The following is a 20,832-nucleotide window of genomic DNA, read 5'->3' as shown; positions in this document are numbered from 1 at the left end:
CGGTTTCGGTAAAAGCTGTCATACCTTTCCAAACAGGGATTAACCGGAGGATTCATGACCAAGTCAGAACTGATTGAAAGACTTGCTGGCCAGCATACTCATATTCCGGCGAAAGTCGTTGAGGATGCGGTCAAAGAGATGCTCGAGCACATGGCCACTACGCTGGCACAGGGTGAGCGCATCGAAATCCGGGGATTCGGCAGCTTTTCTTTGCACTACCGCGCACCGCGCACTGGTCGTAACCCGAAAACGGGTGACAAAGTGGAACTGGAAGGTAAATACGTTCCCCACTTCAAACCAGGCAAAGAACTGCGTGACCGTGCAAATATCTACGGCTAAGCCGTTACCGAACCATAAAGCGACACCTCCGGGTGTCGTTTTTTTTTTGCTGCCACTCTGTGATTTGCGAGCGCGATCCCGCCGCGCTGTAATGCCTATCACTGCACCTGAAAAAGTACCGGCGCGCTGAAGCAAATCTATCTGACGTAAGCTTTTTTCTCTCACTGGCTGCCGCACAATGGCGCTGTCTGACGGAGAGAAATATGCACATTACATGGACCACTGGCGCAGGTATCGCCATTCTTGCTACCCTGCCTCTGCTGCTGCTGCCGCAGATCCCATCCGGCATCACGCTGGCCGTACTGACTCTCATCGCTATTTTTTTACTGCATTGGTCGCATAAAGCTGCCGTGCTGGCAGGGATAGCGCTGCTGGTGGCGTGCTGGGCACAGGGTGAAGCGCGCAACCTGCTGAATGCGATGGAGCTGCTCACCCGACGGCCGGTCGACGCCATGGTCAGCGTCAGCGCGGTCGACACCCGGCAAAACCTGCTGCTGGTCAGGCTTATCCGCGTTGACGGGCGGCTGCAGTTTCCGCCGCTGTTTGTACAAATCAGTAATGTGAATAACACAGAAAACTGGTGCGCAGGGCAGCGCTGGCACATGCGGCTGCGGCTGCGGGCAGTACATGGTCGCCTGAATGAAGGCGGATACGATCTGCAGCGCGTGCGGGTTGCAAATCATATGCCGCTGCAGGGGCGTATCATGCATCAGCAGCAGATGTCAGAACGCTGCAGCCTGCGGGCAACCCTGGTGGCTCGCTATCAGGCCGCGCTCGCGGAGCTTAAGCAGCCGGCAATTCTGCAGGCGCTGGCTTTTGGCGATCGATCGCAGATGCTGGCGCCGCTGCGACAGCTTCTGCGCGATACCGGCACCGCGCACCTGATGGCCATTTCCGGAATGCATATTGCGCTGGCGGCCACTGGTGGCTGGCTGCTGGCGCGTGCGATACAGTTTGCGTTACCTGCCCGCTATATCAGCTGGCGGTTTCCGCTGATCGTCAGCTGGCTGACCGCTGCTCTCTACTGCTGGATCGCCGGCAGCCATGCGCCCGCGCAGCGGGCCATGCTCGCGCTGACGCTCTGGAGCGCTATACGCGCAGCGGGCTGGCAGCTCAGCGCCTGGCAAATCTGGCTGCTGTGCGTGGGCACACTGCTTCTGTTTGATCCGCTGGCGGTCCTGTCGGAGAGCTTCTGGCTCTCGGCCCTGGCGGTAGCGATGCTGATTATCTGGTTCAGCTGGTTTGCCCTGCCATATCCTTATCGTACGCAACGTCGCTGGCTGCCGCTGCAGCTACTGCACCTGCAGCTCGGCATGATGATTCTGATGGCGCCGCTGCAGATCTTTCTGTTTCAGGGCATCAGCCTGACTGCGCTGCTGGCCAACCTGCTGGCGGTGCCGGTTATCTCATTTATTACGGTGCCGCTGCTGCTGCTGGTGCCACTGCAACAGGCGGCACAGCCGCTGTGGTGGTTAGCCGATCGTTCAGTGGACTTTCTGGTGCAGGCGCTCCAGTGGCTGCCCGCCGGCTGGCTGAGCCTGCATCAGACGCTGCCCGCTGTCATAGTAATCTGGGGCGGATTGCTGTTGTGGCGCAGCGGGCTGATTGCCCGTACGTCGGCCCGCTTCGCCAGCCTGCTGCTGGCACTGCTGCTGGGACGCACTGACGCACAGCAGAGCGACTGGCAAATCGATTTTCTCGATATTGGTCATGGTCTGGCGGTTGCGATCACGCAGGGAAGGGAGGTGGTACTGTATGACACCGGGCCGGCGTGGCAGCAGGGCGATGCCGGCGAGCGCACTATTTTGCCCTGGCTGAACTACACCGGACGCACGCTGCAGGGTGTCATACTGAGTCACCGGCATCTCGACCACCGTGGCGGGCTGAACGCGCTGCTACGTGCCCGTCCGGCGATGGCGATCCGCAGCGCGCTGGGAGAACCCGGCCATCTGCCTTGTGTGCGTGGCCAGCAGTGGCAGTGGGGGCGGCTGCGTTTTACCGCCCTGTGGCCGCCAGCACTGCCGGTAGCGGGGCACAATAATGATTCGTGCGTGGTGCGGGTGGATGATGGCCAGGTCAGTTTGCTGCTGACTGGCGATCTGGAGCAGGCGGGGGAACGCAAACTGGCAGCGCTGGAAAAGGGTCAGTTGCAGGCTACACTGCTTCAGGTGCCGCACCACGGCAGCCGGACCTCCTCTACGCCCCTGTTTCTCCGGCATATAGCGGGCGAAGCGGCGGTGGCTTCTGTGGCGCGCTATAACGCCTGGCGTATGCCCGCCCGCTCAGTGGTAAAGCGTTACCAGGAGCAGGGCTATCGCTGGGCAGATACCGCACGCTCGGGGCAGGTTCGCATTCGTGTCAGCCAGGGCCGCTGGCAGATGCAGGGGCTGCGCGAGCAAATAAAGCCGCGCTGGTATCATCAGTGGTTTGGCGTAAAAGATGATTCCAGGTAGAATGAGCGGCTATTTCAAACAGCGTGAATAAATAATGCATCAAGACAAAGATCTCTCAACCTGGCAGACATTCCGCCGGCTCTGGCCAATGATTGCGCCGCACAAGGCTGGCCTTATCGTCTCCGCCGTGGCACTGGTGCTGAATGCGGCAGGCGACACCCTAATGCTCTCCCTGTTGAAACCTTTACTGGATGATGGTTTCGGTAAAGCGGACAAATCTGTTCTGCTGTGGATGCCGCTGGCTGTCATGGGCCTGATGCTGATACGTGGCGTCACCAGCTATATCTCCAGCTACTGCATCTCCTGGGTGTCAGGTAATGTGGTGATGAACATGCGTCGTCGTCTGTTCGGACACATGATGGGAATGCCGGTGGCGTTCTTTGATCAGCAGTCTACCGGCACGCTACTGTCGCGTATTACCTATGACTCAGAACAGGTGGCCTCCTCCTCATCCAGTGCTCTGGTAACCGTGGTGCGCGAGGGCGCCTCGATCATCGGCCTGTTTATCATGATGTTCTACTACAGCTGGCAGCTCTCACTGATTTTGATCCTGCTGGCACCGCTGGTCTCGTTCGCTATCCGCACCGTTTCAAAGCGCTTCCGCAACATCAGCCGAAACATGCAGAACACCATGGGACAGGTCACCACCAGCGCAGAACAGATGCTGAAAGGGCACAAAGAAGTGCTGATTTTTGGCGGTCAGGAAGTGGAAGCGGAACGTTTCTCTCAGGTCAGCAATAAAATGCGTCAGCAGGGGATGAAACTGGTTTCTGCCTCTTCCATCTCCGATCCGGTGATTCAGCTTATCGCCTCGCTGGCGCTGGCGTTTGTACTCTATGCCGCCAGCTTCCCCAGCGTGATGGAAACGCTGACCGCCGGTACCATTACCGTGGTCTTCTCTTCCATGATTGCCCTGATGCGTCCGCTGAAATCGCTGACTAACGTTAACGCCCAGTTTCAGCGCGGTATGGCAGCCTGCCAGACGCTGTTCTCCATCCTCGACAGTGAGCAGGAAGTGGATAACGGCACGCGCACGGTTGAACGGGCTAAAGGCGACGTTGAGTTTCGCAACGTGACCTTTACCTATCCGGGGCGTGAGATCCCGGCGCTGCGCGATATTAACCTGACGCTGCCGGCGGGTAAAACGGTTGCACTGGTCGGCCGCTCCGGCTCGGGCAAATCGACCATGGCCAGCCTGCTGACGCGCTTTTATGATATCGATTCCGGCGAAATTCTGCTGGATGGGCACGATCTGCGTGAATATACCCTGCGCTCATTGCGTAATCAGGTAGCGCTGGTATCGCAGAATGTGCATCTGTTTAATGACACCATCGCCAATAACATCGCTTATGCGCGTAACGGTGACTATAGCCGGGCACAGATTGAACAGGCCGCCACCATGGCGCACGCTATGGATTTCATTAACAAAATGGATAAAGGCCTGGATACGGTTATCGGTGAAAACGGCGTACTGCTCTCCGGTGGTCAGCGCCAGCGTATTGCGATTGCGCGCGCGCTGCTGCGCGACTGCCCGATTCTGATTCTGGATGAGGCGACATCTGCGCTGGATACGGAGTCAGAACGCGCCATTCAGTCGGCGCTGGATGAGCTGCAGAAAAACCGGACCTCGCTGGTGATCGCACACCGTCTCTCTACCATTGAAAAAGCAGATGAGATTGTTGTGGTCGAGGATGGCCGTATTGTTGAACGCGGTACGCATGAACTGCTGCTGGCGGAGAAAGGGGCTTATGCACAGCTGCATAAGTTACAGTTCGGTCAATGATTGAACGCATCTGGAGCGGGCGCTCGCCGCTGTGGCTGCTGCTGTGGCCGCTTAGCCTGCTGTATGGTGCTATCACCTGGCTGATTCGCCTGAGCTATCAGCGTGGCTGGCAGCAGAGCTGGCGGGCACCGTGTCCGGTGGTGGTGGTCGGTAACCTGACGGCAGGCGGTAACGGTAAGACGCCGGTGGTGATCTGGCTGACAGAAGCGCTGCAGGCGCGCGGGCTGCGTCCGGGCGTGGTGTCACGCGGCTACGGGGGGAAAGCGGCACACTATCCGCTGCTGGTGACCGGGGAAACCTCAACGGCCGAGGCAGGGGATGAACCCGTGCTGATTGCACAACGCACCGGCGTACCGGTTGCCGTGGCACCCCGGCGCCGTCAGGCTATCGAAGCGCTGCTGGCGGCGCATTCGCTGGACATCATCATCACGGATGATGGCCTGCAGCACTATGCGCTGCAGCGCGATCGTGAAATTGTGGTGGTGGATGGCGTGCGCCGCTTTGGCAACGGCTGGTGGTTACCCGCCGGGCCTATGCGGGAGCGTGCGCACCGGCTGCAGCAGGTGGATGCGGTGATCGTTAATGGTGGCAATGCCACCAGTCCGGAAATTGCCATGACGCTGCAGCCGGGTCGGGCGGTTAACCTGCTATCGGGTGAAACCGCTGCGCTCAGCACGCTGCCAGATATTGTGGCGATGGCCGGTATTGGCCATCCGCCGCGCTTTTTCACCACGCTGCAGCAGCAGGGCATTAAAACGGTAGCGGAAATCGCGTTTGCCGATCATCACGCTTACAGCGAGCCGGAGCTTGCCGGCCTGACGCTGAGCGGACAATGTCTGCTGATGACGGAGAAAGATGCGGTGAAGTGCCGCAAATTTGCGCGCGACAACTGGTGGTATCTGCCGGTAGAGGCGCAGCTTTCCGGTGCGGCAGTGGCACCGCTGCTCGACGATATCACCCGGCTGGCCCGCGGCGCGTAATAGAGTCTGGCAACCGCTATGGTATGCTGACTAACTGACCCCGATCCTGAAAGGAGAAAAGTATGGATCACCGTTTACTTGAGATTGTGGCCTGTCCGGTTTGTAACGGAAAACTCTACTTCAACAAGGCGCAGCAGGAGCTTATCTGCAAGCCTGACGGACTGGCATTCCCGGTCCGGGATGGCATTCCGGTGCTGCTGGAAACCGAGGCGCGAACGCTGACGGCTGAAGAGATCCATCCATGAGTTTTGTTGCTATCATTCCGGCGCGCTACGCTTCGACGCGTCTGCCGGGTAAACCGCTGGTCGATATCCACGGTAAGCCCATGGTCGTGCACGTCATGGAGCGTGCGCGGGAGTCGGGAGCCGATCGCGTAATCGTCGCAACCGATCACCCCGAAGTCGCTGCGGCAGTAACTGCGGCCGGCGGTGAAGTCTGTATGACGCGGGCCGATCATCAGTCCGGCACCGAGCGGCTGGCTGAAGTCATTGAAGCCTGCAACTTTGACGATGACACTATCATTGTCAACGTGCAGGGCGATGAGCCGATGATCCCGGCCGGTATCGTGCGTCAGGTGGCGGAGAATCTCGCCGCGGCAGAGGCTGGCATGGCCACGCTGGCGGTGCCGATCGCAGATGCCGATGAGGCGTTTAATCCGAACGCGGTTAAAGTGGTAACCGACCGGCAGGGCTACGCGCTCTATTTCTCGCGGGCCACCATTCCCTGGGATCGCGAGCGCTATGCGCAGTCGCGCGAGCAGGCGGGAGATACGCTGCTGAGGCATATCGGTATTTATGCCTACCGCGCCGGCTTTATTCGCCGCTATGTCGCCTGGCAACCCTGCGCGCTGGAGCAGATTGAGCTACTGGAGCAGCTGCGCGTGCTCTGGTATGGCGAAAAAATTCATGTGGCGGTTGCCACAACTATCCCGAGCGTGGGCGTGGATACACCAGAAGATCTGGCGCGCGTACGCGCGGCGATGCAGCGTTAACTCTCTCTGTCAGGCCAGCAGGCGCAACGCCGCTGGCTCTGTCTGACACTTTCTGTTTCTGACATCAGGGCGCAGCGTCGTCACGGCTGCCCGACTGACCGCGCAGATGCTGCCAGATCTGTCCCAGCGTCTCATAAATAGCCCGTTCACTGTGGCTCAGCCAGAGTGGCGAGGGCAGCGCACGCTCCCAGCCGTTAAGCGGCGAGACGATCGCCATCTGATTTGCCGGCGCGGGGATCGGTGCCAGCCCGGCGTGGTGAAAAAAAGCCATCGCACGCGGCAGATGATTGGCGGAGGTGACCAGCAGAAATGCGCTATTGCCCGTCATCTGTTTTACCGCCTGCGCCTCTTCAGCGGTATCTTTCGGCGAATCAAGCGTAATGATGGCGCTATGCGGTACGCCAAGGCTCATCGCGACGTCGGCGGCAACCGCGGCGTTGCTGCGCGGATTCTGGCCTGCCGCCGCACCGGTAAAAATCATTTTGGCCTGCGGGTTGCGTCGCCACTGCCTTACGCCCTCCGTCACGCGCGGCAGGCTGTTACCAATCAGGTTAGAGCCGGGCGCCCAGTCCGGGTTCCAGGTATAACCGCCGCCCAGCACCACAATCCAGGCCACCGGCGTTGTACCGTTCCACGTCGGGTAGCGGTTTTCCAGCGGCAGCAGCAGGCGGTCGGCCACCGGCTGCAGGCTCAGCAGCAGCAGCAGCAGCCAGCTGACGGAGAGTAAAACTTTGGCGCTTTTTTGCCAGCGCGTCAGCCAGAGCAGCAAAAGTCCGGCTGCCATCAGCAGTAACAGCAGCGGCAAAGGCAGAAGCAAGCCGCCAATGACTTTTTTTAAGGCAAATAACATCCTTTTTTACTCCTTTTGTCTGAAAAAACAGCAGCCAGACAGTTACTGCAGCGTGAAAGGTTCATTCCTGGTGAGCCTGTGACAAAATAGCACAAGTTAACTGCCGCAAACCGGAGCGCACACCATGCAGGATCGTAATTTCGACGATCTGGCGGATAAATTCTCGCAAAACATTTACGGCACCCGCAAAGGGCTGGTGCGTCAGGCCATTCTGTGGGATGAGCTGGAGGCGCTGCTGCCGTCACTGCCTGCCGGACCGCTCTCTGTGCTGGATGCTGGCGGCGGCGTGGGGCAAATCTCCAGCGGACTCGCTGCCCGCGGGCATCAGGTCACGCTCTGCGATCTCTCCGGTGAAATGCTGAAACTGGCGGCGGACCACGCACGGGAAACCGGCGTCAGCCACAATATGCAGTTCCGGCAAGTCAGCGCTCAGCAGGTAGGCGAGCATTTGGATACGCCAGTCGATCTGGTATTGTTTCACGCGGTGCTGGAGTGGGTGGCCGATCCGCTGGCCGTGCTGCAGGCGCTGTGGCAGACGCTGAAACCAGGCGGTGTGCTGTCGCTGATGTTTTACAACGCGCACGGGCTGACGTTTCGCACGCTTACGCTGGGTAATTTCGGCTACCTGCGCGCCAATATGACCAAACGCAAAAAGCGTACCCTGTCGCCCGATTTTCCGCGCGAACCGCAGGACGTCTATCAGTGGCTGACGCAGTGCGGTTTTGTGATTGAGCAGCGCACCGGTGTTCGCGTGTTCAGTGATTACATGAAACCGCAGCCCGGTGCAGGTAAGAGCGTGGAAGAGATTATTGAAATGGAGCGGCGCTACTGTCGTCAGGAGCCCTTTTTAAGCTTAGGGCGTTATATCCATGTGACGGCGCGCAAACCCAGGTAAAAGGATCAACTATGAGCGATTTTTCCCAGACGGTGCCAGAACTGGTGGCCTGGGCACGCAAAAACGATTTCTCGCTTGCGCTGCCGGTAGAACGTCTGGCCTTTTTGCTGGCCATCGCTACCCTTAACGGTGAGCGCATGGACGGTGAAATGAGTGAAGGTGAGCTGACCGACGCCTTTCGTCACGTCAGCAAAGCGTTTGAACAGACGCATGAAACCGTACAGGTGCGTGCGAACAATGCGATTAACGACCTGGTACGGCAGCGACTGCTTAACCGGTTTACCAGCGAGGTGTCTGAAGGGCACGCTATCTACCGCCTGACGCCGCTGGGAATTGGCATCACCGACTACTATATCCGCCAGCGCGAATTCTCCACGCTGCGCCTCTCAATGCAGCTCTCAATTGTGGGTCAGGAGCTGAAGCGCGCTGCTGACGCCGCTGAAGAAGATGGCGATGAGTTTCACTGGCACCGCAACGTATTTGCTCCGCTGAAATATTCGGTTGCTGAGATTTTTGACAGCATCGATATGACGCAGCGCCTGATGGATGAGCAGCAGCAGACGGTAAAAAATGATATCGCCGCGCTGCTCAACAAAGACTGGCGCGCCGCGATCTCCAGCTGTGAACTGCTGCTCTCTGAGACCTCCGGCACGCTGCGTGAACTGCAGGATACGCTGGAAGCGGCGGGGGATAAGCTGCAGGCTAACCTGCTGCGCATTCAGGATGCCACGCTGAGCAGTCCCGATCTCGGTTTCGTCGACAAACTGGTTTATGACCTGCAGAACAAACTCGATCGCATTATCAGCTGGGGCCAGCAGGCGATTGATCTGTGGATCGGCTATGACCGTCATGTACACAAGTTTATCCGTACCGCGATTGATATGGATAAGAACCGGGTCTTTGCACAGCGGCTGCGTCAGTCGGTACAGAACTATTTTGATCAGCCGTGGATGCTGACTTACGCCAGCGCTGACCGCCTGCTCGATATGCGCGATGAAGAGATGACGCTGCGTAACGATGAGGTCATGGGCGAGCTTCCGCCGGAAATGGAGTATGAAGAGTTTAACGAGATCCGCGAGCAGCTGGCCGCCATGATTGAAGAGGCGCTGGCTGTGTATCGTCGCGAGCAAAAACCGCTGCACCTTGCCACCGTCATGCGCGAATACCTGGCGCAATATCCGCGCGCGCGCCATTTCGATCTGGCGCGTATCGTGATCGATCAGGCGGTGCGGCTGGGCGTTGCTGAAGCAGATTTAGCCGGTTTGCCAGCAGAATGGCAGACCATTAATGATTACGGAGCCAAGGTGCAGGCGCATGTCATCGACAAATATTGAACAAGTGATGCCGGTTAAACTGGCACTGGCGCTGGCCAATCCCCTTTTTCCGGCGCTCGACAGTCAGCTGCGCGCGGGCCGGCATATCGGTATTGAAGAGCTGGATAATCACGCTTTTCTGATGGACTACCAAACCTATCTTGAAGAGTTTTATGCCCGCTATAACGTGGAGCTGATCCGCGCACCAGAAGGCTTTTTCTACCTGCGGCCGCGCTCAACCACGCTGATCCCACGCTCGGTGCTCTCTGAGCTGGATATGATGGTAGGCAAAATTCTCTGCTACCTCTATCTGAGCCCGGAGCGTCTGGCAAACGAGGGTATTTTTACCCAGCAGGAGCTCTATGATGAGCTGCTGTCGCTAGCGGATGAACACAAGCTGCTTAAGCTGGTCAATCAGCGCTCAACCGGTTCCGATCTCGATCGCACCCGCCTGCAGGAGAAGATGCGCGCCTCACTGAGCCGTCTGCGCCGCCTGGGAATGGTGTGGTTTATGGGTAATGACAGCAGCAAATTTCGCATTATGGAATCAGTCTTTCGCTTTGGTGCTGACGTGCGCAGCGGCGACGATCCGCGTGAGGCGCAGCTGCGTCTGATCCGCGTGGGTGAAGCGATGACACCCGAAGAGGCTGCCGTTTCTGCAACAGCCGATGAGGCGGAGCAGGAGAGTGAACATGCGGAGAGCAGTGATGCGACTGATAACGCGGAGGAGAAGCAGGTATGATTGAACGCGGTAAGTTTCGTTCGCTGACACTGATCAACTGGAATGGCTTTTTTGCCCGCACCTTTGATCTCGATGAACTGGTTACCACGCTTTCAGGCGGTAACGGTGCCGGTAAATCCACCACTATGGCCGCGTTTGTTACGGCGATGATCCCCGATTTAACCCTGCTGCACTTCCGTAATACCACGGAAGCAGGCGCCACGTCAGGCTCCCGCGATAAGGGTCTGCACGGTAAACTGCGCGCTGGCGTCTGCTATTCAGTGCTGGATGTCGTCAACTCACGCCATCAGCGCGTTGTGGTCGGGGTGCGTCTGCAGCAGGTGGCCGGGCGCGATAAGAAAGTGGATATCAAACCCTTCAGTATTCATGGCCTGCCCGCGGATGCGCTGCCCACGGACATGCTGACCGAGATCCTTAACAGCCGTCAGGCGCGTGTACTGCCGCTGACAGAGGTTAAAGATCGCGTTGAAGCACAGGAAGGCGTGCAGTTCCGCCAGTACAGCTCCATTACTGACTATCACGCCATGCTGTTTGAACTCGGCGTGGTGCCGCGTCGCCTGCGTTCAGCCAGCGATCGCAGTAAATTCTACCGGCTGATTGAGGCGTCGCTCTACGGCGGTATCTCCAGCGCCATCACCCGTTCGCTGCGCGACTATCTGCTGCCGGAAAACGGCGGCGTGCGTAAAGCGTTTCAGGATATGGAAGCGGCACTGCGTGAGAACCGCATGACGCTGGAAGCGATTCGCGTGACGCAGTCCGATCGCGATCTGTTCAAGCATCTGATCTCTGAGGCGACCAGCTACGTCTCAGCTGACTATATGCGTCATGCGAACGAACGGCGGGTACATCTGGACGGGGCGCTTCAGCTGCGCAATGAGCTGTTCAGCAGCCGCAACCAGCTGGTGTCGGAGCAGTATCGTCACGTGGAAATGGCGCGTGAGCTGGCTGAGCATAGCGCCGCTGAAAGCGATCTGGAGATCGATTATCAGGCGGCCAGCGATCATCTTAATCTGGTGCAGACCGCAATGCGCCAGCAGGAGAAAATCGCGCGTTATGATGCCGATCTTGAAGAGCTGAGCTACCGGCTGGAAGAGCAGAATGAGGTTGTAGCTGAAGCGCGTGAGATCCAGGAAGAGAATGAGGCGCGCGCCGAAGCCGCTGAAATTGAAGTGGATGAGCTGAAAAGTCAGCTGGCTGATTTCCAGCAGGCGCTGGATGTTCAGCAGACGCGCTCTATTCAGTATCAGCAGGCGCTGCAGGCACTGGAGAAAGCCCGTACGCGCTGCCAGCTGCCGGACCTGACGATTGATAACGCCGCTGACTGGCTGGAGACGTTCCAGGCACGCGACGAAGAGGCGACCAGCCAGCTGCTGCGGCTGGAGCAGAAACTGAGTATGGCGGAAGCCGCACACAGCCAGTTTGAGCAGGCGCTGGCGCTGGTAACCAGCATTGCCGGTGAGGTCAGCCGTCAGGACGCCTGGCAGGTGGGTCGCCAGCTGCTGCGCGACGCCGCGAATCAGCGTCATTATGCCGATCAGCTGGCGTCACTGCGGCTGCGTCTTAACGAATCAGAAGGTCGCCTGCGCGAGCAGCATGAGGCTGAACGCCTGCTGGCAGAGTTCTGCAAACGTCAGGGCCAGCACTATGAAGCAGACGCGCTGGAAGGGCTGCAGCGCGAGCTGGAAGCGCAGATTGAGCAGCTCAGCGCCAGCGTTGCCGATGCCGGTGAACAGCGCATGCAGATGCGTCAGGAGCTGGAACAGCTGCGCGAACGTATCGCAACGCTGACGGCACGCGCCCCGCACTGGCTGGCCGCTCAGGAGATCCTGACGCAGCTTAGCGAACAGACAGGTGAGCAGCTGAGCAGCAGTCAGCAGGTGACCGCCTTTATGCAGCAGCTGCTGGAGCGCGAGCGTGAAACCACCGTAGAGCGAGATGAAATTGCGGCGCGTAAACGCGACGTTGAGCAGCAGATTGAACGCCTCAGCCAGCCAGGCGGCGCAGAAGATGCGCGCCTCACGCAGCTGGCAGAGCGCTTTGGCGGCGTGCTGCTCTCCGAAATTTATGATGATGTCACGCTGGACGATGCCCCCTATTTTTCTGCGCTCTATGGACCTTCGCGCCACGCCATCGTGGTGCCGGATCTGGCGCTGATACGCGAACAGCTCGAAGGGCTGGAAGAGTGCCCGGAAGATCTCTATCTGATTGAGGGCGATCCGCAATCCTTTGATGACAGCGTCTTCAGCGTAGATGAGCTGGATAAAGCTGTCGTGGTCAAAGTCGCAGAGCGTCAGTGGCGCTATTCGCGTTTTCCTAAGGTGCCGCTGTTTGGCCGCGCCGCACGTGAAAATCAGCTTGAATTGCTGGGTATTGAACGTGACAGGCTGGCAGAACGTTATGCGACGCTCTCTTTTGACGTACAGAAAACGCAGCGTCTGCACCAGTCTTTCAGCCGCTTTATCGGCAGTCATCTGGCGGTAGCGTTTGATGAGGATCCGGAAGCGCAAATCCGCCAGCTTAACGGCCGGCGCAGTGAGCTGGAGCGCGGTCTGGCGCAGCATGAGAGTAATAATCAGCAGCAGCGTGCACAGTTTGAACAGGCGCGCGACGGCGTCGCCCAGCTTAACCGCCTGCTGCCTCGCGTTAACCTGCTGCTGGATGACACCCTGCCGGATCGCTGCGAAGAGATCCGTGAGCGGGTGGAAGAGGCGCAGGAGGCGGCGCGCTTCCTGCACCAGCACGGCAGCAAACTCAGCAAGCTGGAGTCGCTGGTGGCGGTGCTGCAGAACGATCCGCAGCAGCACGATCAGCTGCAGCGCGACTACCAGCAGGCGCAGGCGCAGCAGCTCAGCGCGCGCCAGCAGGCATTTGCGCTGACGGAGGTGGTACAGCGCCGCGCCCACTTCAGCTATGGCGATTCAGCCGGGATGCTGACCGGTAACAGCGATCTCTCTGATAAGCTACGGCAGCGCCTGGAGCAGGCTGAAGGCGAGCGCAGCCGCGCCCGTGAACGCCTGCGTGAACATCAGGCGCAGCTGACGCAGTACTCGCAGGTGCTGGCCTCGCTGCGCAGTTCGCACGATGCCAAACGCGACATGCTGAAAGAGCTGCAGCAGGAGATGCAGGATATCGGCGTTCACGCCGATGCCAGCGCGGAAGAGCGGGCGCGTATCCGGCGCGATGAACTCTATACCGCGCTCAGCCATAACCGGGCGCGGCGTAACCAGCTGGAGAAACAGCTGACGTTCTGCGAAGCAGAAATGGACAGCCTGCAGAAAAAGCTGCGTAAGCTGGAGCGCGATTATCGCATCCTGCGTGAGCAGGTGGTCAGTGCCAAGGCGGGCTGGTGCTCCGTACTGCGTCTGGTGAAAGACAACGGCGTGGAACGACGGCTGCACCGGCGCGAGCTGGCCTATATGAGCGGTGACGAGCTGCGCTCAATGTCCGATAAAGCCCTGGGCGCGCTGCGCCTTGCGGTGGCGGATAATGAGCATCTGCGTGACGTTCTGCGCATGTCGGAAGATCCCAAGCGTCCGGAGCGTAAAATTCAGTTCTTTATCGCCGTTTATCAGCATCTGCGCGAGCGTATCCGTCAGGATATTATCCGCACTGACGATCCGGTCGAGGCGATTGAGCAGATGGAGATTGAGCTGAACCGTCTGACCGAAGAGCTGACGGCGCGCGAGCAGACGCTGGCGATCAGCTCACGCAGTGCGGCCAATATTATTCGCAAGACTATTCAGCGCGAACAGAACCGCATCCGGCAGCTGAACCAGGGGCTGCAGACGGTGAGTTTTGGTCAGGTGAAGAGCGTACGGCTTAACGTCAACGTGCGTGAGACACACGCCACGCTGCTGGATACGCTCTCCGAAGAGCACGAACAGCATCAGGATCTCTTTACCAGTAACCGGCTGACATTCTCGGAAGCGCTGGCCAAACTTTATCAGCGTCTTAACCCGCAGATTGATATGGGCCAGCGTACGCCGCAGACCATCGGTGAGGAGCTGCTGGATTATCGCAACTATCTGGAAATGGAAGTTGAAGTAAATCGCGGCTCCGACGGCTGGCTGCGCGCGGAAAGCGGGGCGCTCTCAACCGGCGAGGCGATTGGTACCGGGATGTCAATTCTGGTGATGGTGGTGCAGAGCTGGGAAGAGGAGTCGCGTCGTCTGCGCGGCAAAGATATCTCACCGTGCCGTCTGCTGTTCCTTGATGAAGCGGCGCGTCTGGATGCCCGTTCAATCGCGACGCTGTTTGAACTCTGCGAGCGTCTGGAGATGCAGCTGGTGATCGCCGCGCCGGAAAATATCAGTCCGGAAAAAGGCACCACTTATAAACTGGTTCGTAAAGTATTTAACAATACGGAGCATGTGCACGTAGTGGGCCTGCGTGGTTTTTCCGCCGATCCGGCACCGGTAAAAACGGCGCAAAGCGAGCAGGGGCTGGAAACGCAAAATAGCTAAGCGCCTGACTGGTTAAACCGCGCAACCAGCGTTAATCTGTAAACGGCATTGGCCCTGAGAGGCGAATGCCGTTTTTTCTTTATATACTCATCATGAAAGTCAGGTTGTACGCAGCGCACAGGGCAGGCTGCGTCTCAGGTAACAGGGGGCAGGGATGTTGCTGAGTAAAACGTTCAGATTTAATCGCATGGCGCTGGTGTTTAGTGCCGTGCTGGCAGGCTTGCCACTGGCCGCGGGGCAGGCTGCACAAACCGCCAGCATGACAGCCGGCGGGCACGGCACCACGTCAGTGGCGGCCAGCCAGCAGCAGATCCTGCAGGCATTCAGCGCCAGCGATCGCCCTTTTTACCTGCCGGGTCTGGCGGGTCTTTATGCCGCGCGCGGAATGGCGCCGCTCTGGCAGGACCGCGATACGGTGCAGGCGTTTCAGCAGCAGCTGGCTGAGGTCGCGCTTTCAGGCGTGCAGCCACAGTTCAGCCGCTGGGTTGAGCGGCTGACCGATCCGGACATTAAAGGCTTTGCGCGCGACGTGGTGCTGAGCGATGCCATGCTGGGTTACCTGCAGTTTGTGGCGGGCGTACCGGCGCAGGGTGAAACCTGGCTTTACAGCAATGTGCCTTACAGGCTTACCATGCCGTCGCTGTCAGCGATCAATCAGTGGCAGAACGCGGTTAACGCTGGCGGCAGCCGCGCGTTTGTGGCCTCACTGCAGCCGCAGCATCCGCAGTATCAGCCGATGCATGCGGCGCTGAAGACGCTGCTGACGGATAATCGTCCCTGGCCGCAGCTGCGTGACAAAGCAACGCTGCGTCCGGGGCAGGTCAGCGATGATGTGCCGGCGCTGCGGGAAATTCTTCAGCGCACCGGTATGCTGACCGCATCTGACCACGCCACTACGCCTGCACCGGATGAAGATGCAGTGCCGGCGGGCGCCGTGCCGGTTGCTGAAAGCCAGCCGGTGGCAGTAAGTCCTTCCGCCACCAGCGTCACCGATCTTCCGGCCCCGACGCCGCAGCCGGCAGGAAATATACTGGCCGGATCGCCTTCTGCAGCCGGCAATATCTATGACACTGCGCTGGTTGAGGGCGTGAAGCGCTTTCAGCACTGGCAGGGGCTGGCGGATGACGGCGCAATTGGCCCGCGCACCCGCGAGTGGCTGAATGTCTCACCGCAGATGCGCGCCTCACTGCTGGCGCTGAACATTCAGCGTCTGCGGCTGCTGCCGGATGATATGCATAACGGGATAATGGTGAATATTCCCAACTATTCGCTGACCTACTATAACAACGGCAGCACGGTGCTCTCATCGCGGGTTATTGTCGGACGGCCCGATCGCAAAACGCCGCTTATGCGCAGTGCGCTGAACAACGTGGTGCTCAATCCGCCGTGGAACGTGCCAACCACGCTGGTGCGTCAGGATATTGTGCCGAAGGTGAAACAGGATCCTGGTTATCTCTACCGGCACGGCTATACGCTGCTGTCAGGCTGGAGCGCTGACGCTGAAGTGATCGACCCGACGATGATCAACTGGCAGATGGTTTCTGCTGCCAGCTTCCCGTATCGCATCCGTCAGGCACCGGGCGCCACCAATTCATTGGGACGTTATAAGTTTAATATGCCCAGTTCAGACGCCATCTATCTGCACGATACGCCAAACCACGGCCTGTTTCAGCGCGATATTCGCGCACTCAGTTCCGGCTGCGTACGCGTAAATAAAGCCTCCGATCTGGCTAACCTGCTGCTGCAGGATGCTGGCTGGAACGACAGCCGTATTTCCAGCACGCTGAAGCAGGGTGACACGCGCTATGTGCCGATTCGGCATCGTATCCCGGTCAATCTGTACTATCTGACCGCCTGGGTCAGCGATGACGGGCAGGCGCAATATCGTACAGATATTTACAATTATGATAATACGGCGCGCTCCGGCAGCCAGGTGCTGGCCCGGGCAGGACAGCTCCTGCTGTAGCGTGCTGATTTTCGCCAGATTGTTGATAAGCGAAACGCCCCTGAAACCCGGCCAGAAATTTGCTTCTGGTCGGGTTTTGCACATTCTGAGACAGATTCCGGGTTGACTGATATCCATGCTGCCGTTACTGTGCGGCCTTGTGTACTTTTTACACATTCAATGTGTTTTATTCAGGTAACCTCGTTTCATGGCTAATATCGATTCTCAGCGCCGCCGCTTACTGCTGCTTGGCGGCGCAGCAGCAGGCCTCTCCCTGCTCCCCGGCTCAGCGCTGGCCTCTGTGTCGACCTCACGTCCGCGTATTCTGACGCTCAGCAACATGCATACCGGTGAAACCCTCAAAACCGAGTTTTTCAACGGTAAAAGCTACGATCGCGACGAACTGGCGCGTCTTAATCACTTTTTCCGCGACTACCGCGCAAATAAAGTGAAAAGCATCGATCCCCATCTGTTTGATCAGCTCTACCGCCTGCAGGCGCTGCTGGATACCCGTAAACCGGTACAGCTCATCTCAGGCTATCGTACGCTGTCGACCAACAACATGCTGCGCGAATCGGGCCCTGGCGTGGCGAAGCATAGCTATCACACCAAAGGCCAGGCGATGGATTTCCATATTGAGGGCATTGCCCTGAGTAACGTGCGTAAAGCGGCGTTATCTATGCGCGCGGGTGGTGTAGGATATTATCCACGCAGCAACTTCGTACACATAGATACCGGGCCTGCAAGGCACTGGTCCTGATGCCGGCAGCGCTGCGTGTGCCGGTCATGGAGCGTTATGAATTATCACATTATTCCGGTTACCGCCTTTTCGCAAAACTGTTCAGCTATCTGGGATGAAGAGACGGGCATTGCAGCCCTGGTCGATCCTGGCGGCGATGCGGAAACCATCAAAGCGGCGCTGGCGGAGCGCGGCCTGAAGCCGTCGCAGATTTTGCTGACGCACGGCCACCTCGACCATGCCGGCGCGGCGGCTGAGCTGGCGGCCCATTTCCAGATACCGGTGACCGGCCCGCATCAGCTGGACAAAGTCTGGCTCGATAATCTGCCCACGCAGAGCCGGATGTTTGGGCTGCCGGAGTGTGCACCGCTGACGCCGGATCGCTGGCTGGAAGAGGGTGATGTGGTAGAGCTGGGCAACGTGGCGCTGGAGGTGCTGCACTGTCCGGGTCATACCCCGGGGCACATTGTCTTTTTCGATCGCGCCGGAAAGCTGCTTATCTCAGGAGACGTAATCTTTAGCGGCGGCGTCGGGCGCACCGACTTCCCGCAGGGCAGCCACAGCGATCTGATCAACGCCATCAAAACCAAACTGCTGCCGCTGGGCGACGACATTGCGTTTGTACCCGGGCACGGGCCGGTATCCACGCTGGGACGTGAGCGTCTGACCAATCCTTTCCTGCAGTAGCCATAAAAAAAGCGGCGGGTGAGAGCCTCACCCGCCGCCTGTTCACGCATTTCGCTTAGAGTACTGCGACTATCGCTTCACACAGCGCCGACATATTATCCGGCGTCATGCCTGCCACGTTAACGCGACCTGAGTTTACCGCGTACACGCCGAATTCATCACGCAGACGCACGACCTGATCTTTGGTCAGGCCGCTGAATGAGAACATGCCGTTCTGTTTGATGATGAAGCTGAAATCCTGGCGCGCGCCTTTTTCTGCCAGCGTGTTCACAAACAGCTGACGCATACGCTGAATACGCTGACGCATATCGGTCAGCTCCTGTACCCAGATAGTCCGCAGCGCCTCATTGCTGAGGATAGTGGCGACAACGGCAGCGCCGTGCGACGGCGGATTGGAGTAGTTGGCACGGATGCTGTATTTCACCTGGCTGAACGCGGTTTTAGCCGCGTCGCTGCTGGCCGCTACCAGCGTCAGGGCGCCGACGCGCTCGTTATAGAGACCAAAGTTCTTAGAGTAGGAGCTGGCAACCAGCAGCTCCTGGTGGGCTGCGGCAAAAATGCGCAGGCCTTCAGCATCTTCGTCCAGACCGCGTGCAAAACCCTGATAGGCGAAGTCAAACAGCGGCAGCCAGCCCTTTTCCTGTGACAGCGTTGCGAGCTGTTGCCACTGCTCGCGCGTCGGGTCGATGCCGGTCGGGTTATGGCAGCAGCCGTGGAACAGCACCACGTCGCCCGCCTGCGCCTGCTGCAGCGCTGCCAGCATGCCGTCGAAATCGAGCGTGTGGTTTGCGGCGTCGTAGTACTGATATTCACACACCTCGAGGCCGGCAGCGTTAAACACGTTTTTATGGTTTGGCCAGCTTGGATTGCTTACCCAGACGCGTTTAACGCTGGTCTGCGTGGCGAGAAAATCCGCCGCCACGCGCAGGGCACCGGTGCCGCCTGGCGTCTGCGCCGTGCAGGCGCGGCCTGCGGCGATAAGCGGGCTGTCGTTGCCAAACAGCAGCGCCTGAGTGCAGCGGGCAAAATCGGGCAGGCCGTCAATGCTCAGATAGTTTTTGGTCGTCTCATTTTCCAGCAGGTACTGCTCAGCTTTTTTCACGCTGGTCAGCACCGGCGTTTTTCCGGTTTCATCTTTGTATACGCCAATGCCCAGATTAATTTTATGCGGACGGTCATCAGCGCGAAACAGATCGGCCAGCCCCAGAATAGGGTCGGCAGGTGCGGCAGAGATAGATTCAAACATGAGTCAGTTCCGTTTGGGTGAACTTTAGCGAAATGAGCTATCAGGTTAACGTCAGACGCGAGGCTTGCCAACCGGCCATCTCAAAAAGAATTGTGCCGGTGGCGGATATAAGCACTGCTAATTGCGAGGTAGATCACTGAAAAGAAAAACGGAGCCATCAGGCTCCGTTTTACGTGGTTAAACCGTGCTGATTCGCAGAATCAGAACTGGTAAACCAGGCCTACGCCAACGGTGTCATCAGTAGTGATGCCAGCTGCGCGGGTAAAGTCGTTGTCATCCATCAGGTTGATCTGGTAGTCAACATAGGTAGACATGTTTTTGTTGAAGTAGTAATAAGTACCCACTGAAACGTACTTATACAGGTCCTGATCGCCCCAGGTCTCGATATCCTTGCCTTTAGACTGGACGTAAGCCAGGGATGGACGCAGACCGAAGTCGAACTGGTACTGAGCAACGGCTTCAAACTTCTGCTCTTTGTTTACTGCACCAGCAAGGGCCGGGGTCGCGCCGTTAGCAGCAGTGCTGATCCAGGTTGAGTTACGGCTCTCACCGTACATCGCAGCCAGGTACACGTTGTTCGCGTCATATTTCAGCGCGGTTGACCAGGCGTCAGCTTTCTCGCTGCCGTTACCGTAGAAGTTAGCCTGCTGGCCGTTGGTACGGTCAGAAGAGGTGTACGCAGCAGAGATGCCTACGCCGATCTCAGAGGTATAGGTTAAAGAAGTACCCCAGCCGTCGCCGTTTGCGCGATCTGCGCTACGGCCATTGGCGGACTCTTCGTTTTTGCCCTGATACTGAGCAGCGAACGCCAGGCCATCAACCAGACCAAAGAAGTTGCTGTTGCGGTAGGTCGCCAGACCGTTAGAACGACCCAGCATAAAGTTGTCAGAACGGCCAGAGTCGCCGCCGAATACTGGCAGAACGTCGGTCCACGCCAGTGGATCGTAGCCTACGCCGTAGTTACGACCGTAGTCGAATGAGCCGTAGTCGCCAAATTTCAGACCGGCAAAGCCCAGACGGGTTTTGGAACCTTCAGTACCCTGAGATTCAGCAACGTTTGCCTGGATGTTGTATTCCCACTGGCCGTAGCCGGTCAGCTGGTCGGTAATCTGCGTTTCACCCTTGAAACCAAAGCGCACATAAGAGGCGTCGCCATCGTTGCCAGCGTCGTCAGAGAATGTGTGGCGTGCGTCAACTTTTCCGTAGAGGTCCAGTTTGTTGCCATCTTTGTTATAGATTTCTGCTGCATTTGCTGCACCGGCAGCTAACAGAGCAGGGATAACCACTGCAAGAATGTTGCGCTTCATCATTATTTATTACCCTCATTGGAGTTATCTGGACACCTGCCACTGCCGTCAGGAAAACTTTACAGGAACCCTGAAAGAAGTTTGGTGTCTCATATGTCT

16 protein-coding genes are annotated in these 20,832 nt (G+C 58.3%); 13 read left to right on the top strand and 3 right to left on the bottom strand.

Annotated elements, in window-relative coordinates:
- The first annotated feature begins 54 nt into the window (after positions 1–54).
- The 6 genes from ihfB to kdsB all read left to right on the top strand — a co-directional run bounded on the left by ihfB (position 55) and on the right by kdsB (position 6,546).
- Complete coding sequence (gene ihfB / locus FS690_RS05325) at positions 55–339, top strand: integration host factor subunit beta (RefSeq protein WP_010618275.1); 285 nt, start codon at positions 55–57, stop codon at positions 337–339.
- Between the two features lie 203 nt (positions 340–542).
- On the top strand, positions 543–2,792 hold the full coding sequence (locus FS690_RS05320; protein WP_145339165.1) for a DNA internalization-related competence protein ComEC/Rec2: 2,250 nt from the start codon (positions 543–545) through the stop codon (positions 2,790–2,792).
- Between the two features lie 34 nt (positions 2,793–2,826).
- Complete coding sequence (gene msbA / locus FS690_RS05315; RefSeq protein ID WP_039383565.1) at positions 2,827–4,575, top strand: lipid A ABC transporter ATP-binding protein/permease MsbA; 1,749 nt, start codon at positions 2,827–2,829, stop codon at positions 4,573–4,575.
- The gene (gene lpxK / locus FS690_RS05310) at positions 4,572–5,555 is read left to right on the top strand and encodes a tetraacyldisaccharide 4'-kinase (protein ID WP_145339164.1); all 984 of its coding nucleotides are present in this window, start codon (positions 4,572–4,574) and stop codon (positions 5,553–5,555) included. Before msbA ends, lpxK begins: the two co-directional genes overlap by 4 nt.
- A gap of 62 nt (positions 5,556–5,617) precedes the next feature.
- Positions 5,618–5,800 (top strand): Trm112 family protein, encoded by a 183-nt coding sequence (locus FS690_RS05305; RefSeq protein ID WP_039383570.1) that lies wholly within the window; start codon positions 5,618–5,620, stop codon positions 5,798–5,800.
- Complete coding sequence (kdsB, locus tag FS690_RS05300) at positions 5,797–6,546, top strand: 3-deoxy-manno-octulosonate cytidylyltransferase (RefSeq protein WP_094111479.1); 750 nt, start codon at positions 5,797–5,799, stop codon at positions 6,544–6,546. Before FS690_RS05305 ends, kdsB begins: the two co-directional genes overlap by 4 nt.
- A 64-nt stretch (positions 6,547–6,610) precedes the next feature.
- Here the strand turns inward: kdsB and elyC are convergent, their stop codons facing one another.
- Positions 6,611–7,396, bottom strand: coding sequence for an envelope biogenesis factor ElyC (elyC, locus tag FS690_RS05295; protein WP_071668702.1), 786 nt, complete (start codon positions 7,394–7,396; stop codon positions 6,611–6,613).
- Between the two features lie 124 nt (positions 7,397–7,520).
- On the opposite strand from elyC, the gene cmoM reads away from it, so the two are divergent.
- From cmoM to FS690_RS05260, 7 genes are all read left to right on the top strand, one after another.
- Complete coding sequence (gene cmoM, locus FS690_RS05290; protein ID WP_039383578.1) at positions 7,521–8,291, top strand: tRNA uridine 5-oxyacetic acid(34) methyltransferase CmoM; 771 nt, start codon at positions 7,521–7,523, stop codon at positions 8,289–8,291.
- 11 nt (positions 8,292–8,302) lie between these two features.
- The gene (mukF, locus tag FS690_RS05285) at positions 8,303–9,625 is read left to right on the top strand and encodes a chromosome partition protein MukF (protein ID WP_039383581.1); all 1,323 of its coding nucleotides are present in this window, start codon (positions 8,303–8,305) and stop codon (positions 9,623–9,625) included.
- Positions 9,606–10,346 (top strand): chromosome partition protein MukE, encoded by a 741-nt coding sequence (gene mukE, locus FS690_RS05280; RefSeq protein WP_039383583.1) that lies wholly within the window; start codon positions 9,606–9,608, stop codon positions 10,344–10,346. The genes mukF and mukE overlap by 20 nt, the downstream gene beginning before the upstream one ends.
- Positions 10,343–14,809, top strand: a complete 4,467-nt coding sequence (gene mukB / locus FS690_RS05275; protein WP_039383586.1) for a chromosome partition protein MukB — start codon at positions 10,343–10,345, stop codon at positions 14,807–14,809. Before mukE ends, mukB begins: the two co-directional genes overlap by 4 nt.
- A gap of 187 nt (positions 14,810–14,996) precedes the next feature.
- Positions 14,997–16,775 carry a L,D-transpeptidase gene (gene ldtD, locus FS690_RS05270; RefSeq protein WP_369826784.1) on the top strand — a complete coding sequence of 593 codons (1,779 nt, stop codon included), beginning with the start codon at positions 14,997–14,999 and terminating at the stop codon, positions 16,773–16,775.
- A gap of 187 nt (positions 16,776–16,962) precedes the next feature.
- Complete coding sequence (locus FS690_RS05265) at positions 16,963–17,514, top strand: YcbK family protein (RefSeq protein WP_039383591.1); 552 nt, start codon at positions 16,963–16,965, stop codon at positions 17,512–17,514.
- A gap of 36 nt (positions 17,515–17,550) precedes the next feature.
- A complete protein-coding gene (locus tag FS690_RS05260; RefSeq protein WP_039383592.1) occupies positions 17,551–18,180 on the top strand; it encodes an MBL fold metallo-hydrolase in 630 nt (209 codons plus the stop codon).
- A gap of 55 nt (positions 18,181–18,235) precedes the next feature.
- Here FS690_RS05260 and FS690_RS05255 read toward each other — a convergent pair whose 3' ends face one another.
- Both FS690_RS05255 and ompC read right to left on the bottom strand, forming a co-directional pair.
- Complete coding sequence (locus FS690_RS05255) at positions 18,236–19,426, bottom strand: amino acid aminotransferase (RefSeq protein WP_094111475.1); 1,191 nt, start codon at positions 19,424–19,426, stop codon at positions 18,236–18,238.
- A 200-nt stretch (positions 19,427–19,626) separates the two neighbouring features.
- A complete protein-coding gene (ompC, locus tag FS690_RS05250) occupies positions 19,627–20,736 on the bottom strand; it encodes a porin OmpC (protein ID WP_071668705.1) in 1,110 nt (369 codons plus the stop codon).
- Positions 20,737–20,832 lie beyond the last annotated feature (96 nt).

It is taken from the genome of Pantoea sp. PSNIH1 (assembly GCF_007680655.1).
Classification (GTDB): Bacteria; Pseudomonadota; Gammaproteobacteria; order Enterobacterales; family Enterobacteriaceae; genus Pantoea; species Pantoea eucrina.
The sequence above is the reverse complement of the archived record's forward strand: the minus strand, read 5'-3'. Positions and strand labels throughout refer to the sequence as shown.

Excerpts from the sequence above, each read along its gene's own strand:
- ihfB (WP_010618275.1), top strand. The coding sequence starts at position 55 with ATGACCAAGTCAGAACTGATTGAAAGACTTGCTGGCCAGCATACTCAT.
- FS690_RS05320 (WP_145339165.1), top strand. The coding sequence starts at position 543 with ATGCACATTACATGGACCACTGGCGCAGGTATCGCCATTCTTGCTACC.
- msbA (WP_039383565.1), top strand. The coding sequence starts at position 2,827 with ATGCATCAAGACAAAGATCTCTCAACCTGGCAGACATTCCGCCGGCTC.
- lpxK (WP_145339164.1), top strand. The coding sequence starts at position 4,572 with ATGATTGAACGCATCTGGAGCGGGCGCTCGCCGCTGTGGCTGCTGCTG.
- FS690_RS05305 (WP_039383570.1), top strand. The coding sequence starts at position 5,618 with ATGGATCACCGTTTACTTGAGATTGTGGCCTGTCCGGTTTGTAACGGA.
- kdsB (WP_094111479.1), top strand. The coding sequence starts at position 5,797 with ATGAGTTTTGTTGCTATCATTCCGGCGCGCTACGCTTCGACGCGTCTG.
- elyC (WP_071668702.1), bottom strand. The coding sequence starts at position 7,396 with ATGTTATTTGCCTTAAAAAAAGTCATTGGCGGCTTGCTTCTGCCTTTG.
- cmoM (WP_039383578.1), top strand. The coding sequence starts at position 7,521 with ATGCAGGATCGTAATTTCGACGATCTGGCGGATAAATTCTCGCAAAAC.
- mukF (WP_039383581.1), top strand. The coding sequence starts at position 8,303 with ATGAGCGATTTTTCCCAGACGGTGCCAGAACTGGTGGCCTGGGCACGC.
- mukE (WP_039383583.1), top strand. The coding sequence starts at position 9,606 with ATGTCATCGACAAATATTGAACAAGTGATGCCGGTTAAACTGGCACTG.
- mukB (WP_039383586.1), top strand. The coding sequence starts at position 10,343 with ATGATTGAACGCGGTAAGTTTCGTTCGCTGACACTGATCAACTGGAAT.
- ldtD (WP_369826784.1), top strand. The coding sequence starts at position 14,997 with ATGGCGCTGGTGTTTAGTGCCGTGCTGGCAGGCTTGCCACTGGCCGCG.
- FS690_RS05265 (WP_039383591.1), top strand. The coding sequence starts at position 16,963 with ATGGCTAATATCGATTCTCAGCGCCGCCGCTTACTGCTGCTTGGCGGC.
- FS690_RS05260 (WP_039383592.1), top strand. The coding sequence starts at position 17,551 with ATGAATTATCACATTATTCCGGTTACCGCCTTTTCGCAAAACTGTTCA.
- FS690_RS05255 (WP_094111475.1), bottom strand. The coding sequence starts at position 19,426 with ATGTTTGAATCTATCTCTGCCGCACCTGCCGACCCTATTCTGGGGCTG.
- ompC (WP_071668705.1), bottom strand. The coding sequence starts at position 20,736 with ATGATGAAGCGCAACATTCTTGCAGTGGTTATCCCTGCTCTGTTAGCT.